Annotated in this window: 6 protein-coding genes, 1 pseudogene and 1 CRISPR repeat array; of the genes and pseudogenes, 1 reads left to right on the top strand and 6 read right to left on the bottom strand. The window is 69.8% G+C overall.

The window, feature by feature from the left end; translation table 11 throughout:
- Positions 1 to 12: 12 nt before the first annotated feature.
- Positions 13 to 524: a CRISPR direct-repeat array (repeat unit 24 nt; unit sequence GTGGTCCCCGCCTGCGCGGGGATG).
- Positions 525 to 677: 153 nt separating this feature from the next.
- Both TA90_RS02815 and TA90_RS02810 read right to left on the bottom strand, forming a co-directional pair.
- Entirely contained in the window at positions 678 to 1,346 is a 669-nt protein-coding gene (locus TA90_RS02815) for a response regulator transcription factor (protein WP_043534507.1), read from the bottom strand.
- Positions 1,336 to 2,406 carry a sensor histidine kinase gene (locus TA90_RS02810; RefSeq protein ID WP_043534506.1) on the bottom strand — a complete coding sequence of 357 codons (1,071 nt, stop codon included), beginning with the start codon at positions 2,404 to 2,406 and terminating at the stop codon, positions 1,336 to 1,338. Before TA90_RS02810 ends, TA90_RS02815 begins: the two co-directional genes overlap by 11 nt.
- A 177-nt stretch (positions 2,407 to 2,583) precedes the next feature.
- Between TA90_RS02810 and TA90_RS14850 the strand changes: the two genes are divergently transcribed.
- Complete coding sequence (locus TA90_RS14850) at positions 2,584 to 3,354, top strand: ABC transporter permease (protein ID WP_043534505.1); 771 nt, start codon at positions 2,584 to 2,586, stop codon at positions 3,352 to 3,354.
- Here TA90_RS14850 and TA90_RS02800 read toward each other — a convergent pair.
- The 4 genes and pseudogenes from TA90_RS02800 to TA90_RS15980 all read right to left on the bottom strand — a co-directional run.
- A complete protein-coding gene (locus TA90_RS02800; RefSeq protein WP_082031306.1) occupies positions 3,317 to 4,129 on the bottom strand; it encodes an FAD:protein FMN transferase in 813 nt (270 codons plus the stop codon). The genes TA90_RS14850 and TA90_RS02800 overlap by 38 nt on opposite strands.
- An 83-nt stretch (positions 4,130 to 4,212) precedes the next feature.
- Positions 4,213 to 4,746: an FMN-binding protein gene (locus tag TA90_RS02795; protein WP_043534504.1), complete on the bottom strand. Its 534-nt coding sequence runs from the start codon at positions 4,744 to 4,746 to the stop codon at positions 4,213 to 4,215.
- Between the two features lie 15 nt (positions 4,747 to 4,761).
- Positions 4,762 to 6,204 (bottom strand): ferredoxin reductase family protein, encoded by a 1,443-nt coding sequence (locus TA90_RS02790; RefSeq protein WP_082031302.1) that lies wholly within the window; start codon positions 6,202 to 6,204, stop codon positions 4,762 to 4,764.
- A 265-nt stretch (positions 6,205 to 6,469) separates the two neighbouring features.
- Positions 6,470 to 7,069, bottom strand: a pseudogene (locus TA90_RS15980) (DUF222 domain-containing protein); the annotation flags it as partial.
- Between the last annotated feature and the right edge of the window lie 27 nt (positions 7,070 to 7,096).

Below are 7,096 nucleotides of genomic sequence, written 5' to 3'. Positions count from 1 at the left end.
CCACGCTTGGTGGTGGTCCCCGCCTGCGCGGGGATGAGCCTGGCGCGACCTGGTTCCCCGACACGCGCCCGTCGTGGTCCCCGCCTGCGTGGGGATGAGCCCCCGAACGTGGTGCCGGAGCTGTTGGATGAGCAGTGGTCCCCGCCTGCGCGGGGATGGGCCGGTCTGCATCACATGGCACACGGTCAGAGGTACGTGGTCCCCGCCTGCGCGGGGATGAGCCCGGCCGGATGTAGTAGTCGACGTTCGGGGTGACGTGGTCCCCGCCTGCGCGGGGATGAGCCGCCGTCCGATGTGGGCGGCTTTTCTCATGCCCAGTGGTCCCCGCCTGCGCGGGGATGAGCCGCCGTCCGATGTGGGCGGCTTTTCTCATGCCCAGTGGTCCCCGCCTGCGCGGGGATGAGCCCCCCGCCATGGCCGCGCCCGCCGCCCCGAGGTCGTGGTCCCCGCCTGCGCGGGGATGAGCCGCCCGCTACGACATGCGCACCCGCCTCACCTGGGTGGTCCCCGCCTGCGTGGGCATGAGCCACGAACCGTGAACCGACGGCCCCACACCTCGACCAATGCCGCCGCCCGCCCTCGTCGACGGTGGGTGGTGGAAGACGACCACCACGGGACCGCCCGCCGCCCCCGGAAGCCGCCACCGCCCGCCGCGGGGCGACATCCGACACCTCGGCCTACAGCGGAGTCCCCAGCCGGTAGCCCACACCCCTGACTGTCTCAACGATGTCCCGTTCGGTCTTGCGCCGCAGGTAGTGCACATACGTGTCCACGGTGCCCAACTGGTCCCCCGCCTCGAAGGCGGCGGCCAGCAGCTGGGTCCTGGTGAAGGCCGTGTGGGGGTGAGCCGCCAGGACGGCCAGCAGCGCGGACTCCCGATCCGTCAGCAGGATGCGGCCGGTGTAGGGCGAGTTGATGGTGTGACGGTGGGGCGAGAACGACCACGAGCCGATGACGACTTGGTCGCTGGCCGTCGAGTAGTCGCGGGTCAGGGCGCGCAGCCGGGCATTGAGTTCGTCGAAGTCGAACGGCTTGACCAGGTAGTCATTGGCGCCCGCATCCAACCCGTCCACCTTGTCGCTGGTCGTGCCCAGGGCGGTGAGGATCAGCACTGGCGTCGGGTCGACGCGGCGGCGCATCCAGGTGACCAGATCGGCCCCGTCGCCATCGGGAAGGCGCCGGTCGACGACCGCGACGGCAAAGACCCGCGAGAGCAACGCCTCGCGGGCCGTGGCGACCGTCGTTGCCAGGGTGACTGCCCAGTCATCCTCCAGGACGTCACGCATGATCGGTCCCAGACGTGGGTCATCCTCCACCACCAACAGAGCGCCCTTCTCAGGATCCATGCCTCTCCTCCTCGGGCGCTCCGTGAGCGCCCACGGGGCCTTGGGGGGAAGCCACCTCGGAACGACCCCCACCTCCGTCAGCTCCGGCGGGAGCCCGTGTGGGAAGCGACACCAGGAAGGTCGTCCCTGTCGACCCGGTCGACTCGACGCTGACCGTCCCCCCGCGCGTGGTCACCAGGTCGTGCACCAGTGCCAGACCGATCCCGTGGGAGGAACGGGACTCGTCTCCGGACTTCGGTGGTGCGCCGTGTGCGAAACGGTCGAAGACCCGTTCGGGTGTGATTCCGGAGATCCCCTCTCCCTCGTCGCGCACACGGATCATCAGGTGCTGGTGTCCTTCGGTTGCCGTGACGTGGACCGTGCCGCTTGCAGGGGAGTAGTCGATGGCATTGTCGATGAGGGCTCCCAGGATCCGTCGCAGCTCACCCTGGGGCATCGGCGTGGTGCCCCCCGGGGGCCCAGGAACGTCGACGAGGACGTGGACGCCGCGTCGGGAGGCGACCAACTCCATGTCCTCGACGGCGGACACCAGCGCGGGGCGCCACTGCGACTGTCCCACCCCACGGGTCTCCCCACCCACGGAGGCGAGCATGTCGTCCACGATGTCCGACATCGCCGTGATGTCCGAGCGGAGTCTGCACGCCACGGTTCGGACCTTCTCGTCCCCGTGGGCGAGCCGCTCGAGCTGCTGGGCACGAGCGCTGGCCACGGCGAGCGGCGTGCGCAACTCGTGGCTCGCATCGGAGACGAAGCTGCGCTGCCGACGCATCGACTCCTCCAGCGGTCGCATCGCCCGACGGGCGATGAGCAGGGTGCCCAGACCGGCGAGGAGGACGACACCCACCGCGACCACGACGATCAGTCCGGTCGCATCGCTCATGTCGACGTGGATCTCGAAGATGTCACCACGGGGGAAACGCCTGCGCGAGCGGCGGGACTCCACCCACAGTCCGATGATGAACAGGGCGGCTCCTGCCAGGACCATCACGGCGCTCAGCACAGCGATGTCCCGGGCGATCGCCCGGGACGCGCGCCGCGTCACCTCGCGGTCGGGGTCCATTTCCGGGACGCTCCGCGATCGCGTCGTCCGCCGCCGCCAGATCATGGGTGCACCTCCGCCCACAGGGTAACAACGCGGTTCGCTGCTCCGCCGGGACACGGACGTGGGGCAGGATGGGACCATGGACACGGCTGCGCCACGGACACCGGCACCGGCACCGACTCCGGGGCAGACGGAGTGATTCCCTCTCTCATTGCCGTCCTCATCCTCGGGCTCACGGCCTGGGGAATCCTCACCGTCATCGGGGCCGAGAAGCCTTGGCTGCAGATGGTGGCCCTCGTTCGAGCGGCCCTCCAGCTCGGCCTGCTCTCCGTCGTCCTGCGCTGGGTCGTCGCCGACCTGCGCCTGACCGTCCTCTTCCTCTGCCTGATGACGGGGGTGGCGGTGGTGACCGCACACCGCAGGGCACCCTCGTCCCTGGCACGTCCCGGACCTATCGCCGTGGCGCTGGCCGCCGGCTGGGTGGCGCCCGTCCTGGTGATCGTCGCCCTCGGAGCGGTTCCGATCTCGGACACGTCGAAGGTCCTGGCCATGAGCGGGATCGTCATCGGGAACTCGATGACCGCGACATCGCTGCTCATGCGCAACCTCGCGTCGCGCCTGACACTGGGGGCGGACCAGTACCTGGCATGGCTCGCCCTGGGGGCGACGCCTCGGCAGGCGGCACGACCCGCGGTCCGGGAGGCAGTCTCGATGTCCGTCATGCCCGCAACCGACCAGGCCCGGACCACGGGGCTTGTCACGCTTCCGGGGGCGTTCGTCGGCGCGCTCTTCGCGGGTTCCAGCGCGCTGGAGGCGGCGCGCTTCCAGATCCTCGTCCTGGCGGCGATCCTGTGCGCCAACGCCCTCACCGCGTTGGTCCTCACCCGTTTCCTCGGCGCCCCGACCACCCTCCTGTCCGATGGCCAGTTCACGATGCGTGCCTCCGCTCCCGCTCCGGCTCACTGATCCACGGGGTCGGTGCCGCCCCCGGGGGTGTGGCGTCCGCGGCGTCTCCGACCCACCGTCGGACCCCGTGGTCGACGCCGACGACCAGCGCCGACTCCGAGGTCGAGTCCCGCACCCAGGACATGTCGTCGAATCCGGCCACACATGCGACGGTCGCCCACAGGTCGGCCTCCGTCAGGCTCTGCGCCACCACGGTCGCCGAGGCGACGGATCGCGCCGGGTGGGAGGACCTGGGGTCGATGATGTGCGAGCCTCGTTCGGCGGTTCCGGAGGTGGCCACGGCTCCCGACCGCAGTGAGAGTCGACCGAGGGTCGCACCCGGGGTGAAGGGGTCGGCGATGCCCACGTTCCACGTCCAGGTCGTCTCCTCGGCGCTCAGCAGCTGCATGTCACCCCCGGCATTGATGCCGACGGCGTCGACGAGTCCGGAGGCGACCAGCGGCGCAAGATGACGCCGGGTCGTCTGTTCGACCGCCCATCCCTTGACGATGCCGGTCGGGTCGAACCATCCCCTCCACCACGGATCGAAGAGTCCCCAGGTCCGGGATCTTGCCGTCATGCACAGGTCGAGGACCTCCATGATCTGGGGGTCCGCGTCGCAGATGCTGAGATCGCCGCGGGCGAGGCGGCGGATGTCTGATCCCTCGTTGAACGGAGTGAAGACCTCCTCGATGTGTTCCAGGTCGCCGAACGCCTCCCGGGCGGCCCGATCGAGCTGCGTGTCATCGTCCAATGGTCCGGCCGACACGACGTGGATTCCCACGACCGTCCCCATCAGGGACGCGGTGCGGACCCAGGACACGTGGCCCCGGTGGGGACTGTGTGGTTGGCCGTCTCCGGGTCCGGTACCGACCCCGCTCACGAGGCCGCCTGGTCGAGGGCGCTCTGGAGGGACGTTAGGTAGCCCTCCGAGGTGTAGGTCGCTCCCGTGACCATCGAGATCTGGACTCCCTGGGCATCGACCACCTCGGAATTGAGCAGTGGGACGGCTCGGGAGTTGATCATCTGGTCATGACCGGAGGAGTTCGGGAAGGTCACGGCCTGAGCCGAGGTGATGGTCCCGCCCGACACGACGACCTCGACCTGGACCGGTCCGTAGGGGGTGTCGGTCGATTCACCGGTGTAGGTCCCGTCCTTCAGTCCCGTCGACGGCGTCGTCGTGTCGGAAGCGCTGCCTCCCTGGGTGTCCGCGGAGGACGTCGCGCCGGGTGAGGGGGCGTCGGTCGTCGACGGTGTGGTCGACGAGGGCGTGGAGGACGACCGTGGTGAGGTGTTCGTCGCCGTGGAGGAGTCCGCGAGGGTGGTCTCCGCGCTCCGGGTGGAGGAGAGGAAACTCAGGGACAGCACGGCGGCGCTCAGGACGCTCAGCAGGGAGTAGACGGTCTTGCGCATGGGAATCCCTCGGTCTCAGATGTTGAAGTTCTCGAAGTGGACGTGGTCGTGGGTGAACCCCAGTCGGTGCAGGTCCTTGCGGACGGAGGCCATCCAGGGGCCCGGTCCGCACAAGTAGACGTCGGTGAGCGACGGATCGCGGACCCACCTCCCCAGGAATGAAGGTCCGTCGGGGGGCCGCAACGCCTCGGGCACCCAGGGGGAACCACCACGCGAGCGCGGCCCGAGGAGGGACAGGGCCGTGAGACCGCGGGTGGAGACGAGCCGCCGGATGGGGTGGTCGAGGAGGATGGCACCCGCGGTGGAGTCCCGCACCACCAGGGTGGCGTGTCCGGGAGAGTAGGGCAGGACCTCCAGGAGTGACACCAGGGGCGCGACGCCCGCACCCGCGCCGATCATCAGGAGGTCCCGACCCCGCCGGACCGCCGCGGTCATGTGCCCGTACGGGCCCTCGGCGATCACCCGGGTGCCAGGCCTGAGGGCGGCGATGCGGCGCGTGCCATCGCCCACGACACGCACGGTGATGTTCAGGTGGGAGTCGTCGGGCAGGGAGGAGACGGAGAAGGGGTGACCCCAGGGCCAACCGTGACCGTCGAGGAAGTGCCACACGAAGAACTGCCCGGCCTGGGTTCCCATGGTGTGGAGGTCGCTACCGGCGATGACGACGGTGACCCCACGCTCCCCGTCGGGACGGACCGATTCGACGTGCAACTGGTGATGGGCGGACATCCACAGGGGACGCACGATCCGGAACACCAGCGTGCAGGCGGCGGCCAGACTCCACAGGGACCACCAGAACACACTCGCCACCTGCGAGCCAACGAAGTCCGCGCCCGTCGAGAGCTGGTGGGGGAGGACGAGGACCACACCGACGTAGGCGTACAGGTGGAGGAGGTGCCAGGTCTCCCATCGCTGTGCCCGGCGCAGTCTGCGCAGGGAGAGGAACACGAGGGCCACGAACCCGAGGGTGCCGAGAGTCGCGGGAAGCATGTCCTCGAAGGTGGTGACCACCTGCCACAGCTCCGCGAGCACCCCTTGGGAGGCCGTGGCCGCGTATCCGAGGACGATGAGGACGACGTGCGCGATGATCAGCCAGAAGGACCAGAAACCCGTGCGCCGGTGGGAGCGGGTGAGGGCGTCGTGACCGAACGCCCGCTCGAACAGGGGAACGCGAGCCATCAGGAGGACCTGGAGGAGCAGGAGGTAAGACGCGACGAGGCCGGTGATCCGCCCGGAGGAGGTGAGCGTGTCCGCAACAGCACCACCGGTCAGTGGGGAGAGGAGATCCTGGAGGCCTCCGCCCCGGACCCAGATAGCGACGACGATGAGCGCGCCCACCCACAGTGCGGAGACGCCGGTGAGTCGCCAGGCCTCGGTGATGCGCAGGCGGTGGTCCTCTGCACGGGTGCCGACGATCGTTGTGCCCTCGGCGACACGGAAGTTCGGTGTGGAAGTCATGGATCCCAATCTGGCCCGTGGCTTCCAAGATTCCTCCAAGACCGGGTCGACCCGCCACTTCCCTCAGCACATCCACAGGTACGGGGGAGGCGAACCGCAGGCTCAGGTGCGTTCTGGGAGCAATGGGAGTCCCGGGGCCGGTGACAGGGTCGTGGCCCGCAGTCGGGTCGGCCCCCGTTGTCGAGTCGAGGTCGGCCGATGGATCGGGGCTGTGCCCTCGCGCTCCTCCGGCCGCTCCGAGGCCCGGCTCGGTTGGGTCCGCGGTGCCCGGTGTGGCGCTCTCGGTGCGCGGATTGAGGTAGGCATCGAGGAGACGCTCCAGCTGTGCCGCTGTCTCGGGCAGGAGCTCGCCCTCCACCCGTCTCGTGCCCTCGCGCAGGGCGTGGATGGTCAGGAAGCGCCGTGCCTCGCGTCGATGCCGTGACGCACGCGAGTCCTCCTGCCCACCATCGGGGTCGGACTCCTGGGAGAGCATCCTGCTCCAGGAACGGGCGAGCCGGGACAACTGCGTCAGTGCCATTGCTGCCGGTTGGGTGCCAGAGCGCCCCACCTCCGTCAGGAGGGCCTCGGTCCCAGCCCCGAACACGTGAGCCCGGGACGTCACGGCATCCGCGCCCATGGCCGCCGCCAGGAGCGCACACTCCGCCTCGGCGACGCGGAGGGCGGGCACTCCGCTCTTCCGCGCCGGTCCGAGTGCGGCGGTGATCACGCTGGCAGCGTCGGGGGAGATGAGCCCTTCCCTGACGGCCCGGCGCAGGAGGGGGAACGGGACCGACTGGGTCGTGTCGAGCTGTGAGGCCTTCGGGTGATCGGTGCTCGGACCGGCGGCTTCCTCGACGTGTTGGAGGGGCTCGGCCTGGCGGATCCGTTCGCGGACCGTGCGAGCGGATGT

This window comes from Actinomyces polynesiensis, from assembly GCF_000820725.1.
Lineage (GTDB): Bacteria > Actinomycetota > Actinomycetes > Actinomycetales > Actinomycetaceae > Pauljensenia > Pauljensenia polynesiensis.
The sequence above is the reverse complement of the archived record's forward strand: the minus strand, read 5'-3'. Positions and strand labels throughout refer to the sequence as shown.